The sequence below is a fragment of the Xanthomonas sp. SHU 199 genome (assembly GCF_000364665.1).
Lineage (GTDB): Bacteria > Pseudomonadota > Gammaproteobacteria > Xanthomonadales > Xanthomonadaceae > Xanthomonas_A > Xanthomonas_A sontii.
In genome coordinates, this window is record NZ_AQOI01000516.1 from 1 (window position 1) to 2,208 (window position 2,208).

Annotated in this window: 3 protein-coding genes; 1 reads left to right on the top strand and 2 read right to left on the bottom strand. The window is 68.6% G+C overall.

The window, feature by feature from the left end; translation table 11 throughout:
• Positions 1-730: citrate/2-methylcitrate synthase (locus D183_RS0115790; protein WP_017909855.1), on the top strand; the 730-nt coding region annotated here is incomplete at its 5' end.
• A 173-nt stretch (positions 731-903) separates the two neighbouring features.
• Here the strand turns inward: D183_RS0115790 and D183_RS0115795 are convergent.
• Both D183_RS0115795 and D183_RS0115800 read right to left on the bottom strand, forming a co-directional pair.
• Entirely contained in the window at positions 904-1,548 is a 645-nt protein-coding gene (locus D183_RS0115795; RefSeq protein ID WP_017909856.1) for a hypothetical protein, read from the bottom strand.
• 153 nt (positions 1,549-1,701) lie between these two features.
• The coding region (locus D183_RS0115800; RefSeq protein WP_026144534.1) for a penicillin-binding transpeptidase domain-containing protein at positions 1,702-2,208 on the bottom strand (507 nt) is incomplete at its 5' end.

Below are 2,208 nucleotides of genomic sequence, written 5' to 3' on the forward strand. Positions count from 1 at the left end.
CTACCCGCGCAACAACCTCGGCTATGTCGAGCGCTTCCTGCACATGATGTTCGAGGTGCCGAGCGAGCAGTTGCAGATGAATCCGGTCGTGGCCAAGGCCCTGGACCTGCTGTTCATCCTGCACGCCGATCACGAGCAGAACGCCTCGACCTCGACCGTGCGTCTGGTCGGTTCCACCGGCGCCAATCCGTACGCCTCGGTCGCCGCGGGCATCACCGCGCTGTGGGGCCCGGCGCACGGCGGCGCCAACGAAGCCGTGCTGAAGATGCTGGAAGAGATCGGCACCGCCGACAACGTCGAGAGCGCCGTGGCCAAGGCCAAGGACAAGAACTCGAGCTTCCGCCTGATGGGCTTCGGTCACCGCGTGTACAAGAACTTCGACCCGCGCGCGAAGATCATCCGCGAGATGACCCACAAGGTGCTGGGCGAGCTGGGCGTCAACGACCCGCTGCTGGAAGTGGCGCTGAAGCTGGAAGAGGCCGCGCTGAAGGACGACTACTTCGTGCAGCGCAAGCTGTACCCGAACGTCGACTTCTACTCGGGCATCATCTACAAGGCGCTGAACATCCCGGTGGAGATGTTCACTGTGATGTTCGCCATTGCCCGTACCGCCGGCTGGGTCTCGCATTGGCTGGAGCAGCAGGTCGACCCGGAAATGAAGATCGGCCGTCCGCGCCAGATCTACACCGGCTACGACAAGCGCGACTACACCAGCGCCGACAAGCGCTGATCGATCGCCGTCAAGGCTGTCCGGAACGCCCCGCCTCGCGGGGCGTTTTTCGTTTGTGGCGGGGCCGAAGCGGGGAGGCAGATTGGCAGCAGCCTGTCGCGCCCACTGCAGGCCGCGACACGGGGCGCCAGCCAGCTGCGCGGCGCACGCGGCATCCTGACGCGGCGGTCCGCTCAGCCGGACTGGTAGTCGGCGATGTCCTGCTCGGTCAGCAGTTGCCGCAGTTGCGGCATCGAGGCGCGCCGCATCGGCTTTTCGTCCACCTGCGACAGCGGCGCCTGGCGCAGCGCGTCGTAGGGCAGCACGGTCAGGTCGAAGGTCAGTTCCTCGGCGGTGAACAGCCACACCGGGAAGTCCTCGCTGCGCTCGCGGTCCAGGCGCAGGCGGCGGCTGCGCAGTTCGGCCGGGATCCGGTGTTCTTCGAGAAAACGTGCCACCGCCTCGGTGTCGTCGCTGTGCAGGTGCAGTTGCACCGGACTGTTGGCGTCGGCGGTACCGTCGTGCACCGGTCCGGCCAGGCGTGGCGCGAAGGCGTGCAGGAAGTCCATCGCGCGCAGCGCCGCCTCGCGGCGCCGGCGCAGCTCGCCGGCATGGTCGGGGCCGGCGAACAGCCGCTGGTACTCGCGCAGGGCGTCCTCGATCTCGCTGTTGCGCGGCAGCGAGGCGTCGTCGTGGATGCCGAGCCGGTCGGCGGCCTTGAGCTTGGCCTGGTGGAAATCGCGGATGCCGCCTTCGGCCATCAGCCGGGCGGCTTCATGCGCCAGCCGGCGGCGGCGTTCGTGCGTGCGGGTCCGGGCGTGTTGCCGAGCGTGGTGCATGGTGCGCCTCCCCTCAAAGCCTGCCCCGACTGTACCGCAGCCTTGCGAAATTCGGGTGTAGCAGCCGTCCCTGCCTGAGGCGGCGTCCGCCGGGCGAGGCACGCCCGGCGGGAACTGCCCCGGCGAGCGCCGGGGCGGGGGAACGCGACGCGATCAGAAGATGTCGAATGCCGCGTCGTCGGTCTTCTGGTCCTGCAGGCTTTCGTCGAACTGCTGGATGCGGTCCATGTCCTCGGTCTTGACCCATTCCGTGGCGCCGTTGAGGCTGACCTGGACCATACCGCCCGGCGGATCGTTGCGGGCGATCGGCTGATCCTTCAGCGCGACCCGCATGTAGTCGATCCAGATCGGCAGCGCCGCCTTGCCGCCGTATTCGCGGTAGCCGAGCGAGCGGTAGTCGTCGCGGCCGACCCACACGGTGGTCACGTACGGGCCGCCGAAGCCGGAGAACCAGGCGTCGCGATGGTCGTTGGTCGAGCCGGTCTTGCCGCCCACGTCCTCGCGGCCGAGCACCTTGGCGGCGGTGCCGGTGCCGCGCTGGACCACGTCGCGCATCATCGACACCAATTGATAGGCGGTGCGCTCGTCGATCGCGCGCGGCGCCACCTTGGCTTCGGGGTCGGTGGGCTTCTCGGCGGCAGCCGCCGTGGCCGCGGGCTC

Bases quoted from the DNA above. Each gene is read 5' to 3' on its own strand.
- D183_RS0115795 (WP_017909856.1), bottom strand. From the start codon at position 1,548: ATGCACCACGCTCGGCAACACGCCCGGACCCGCACGCACGAACGCCGC.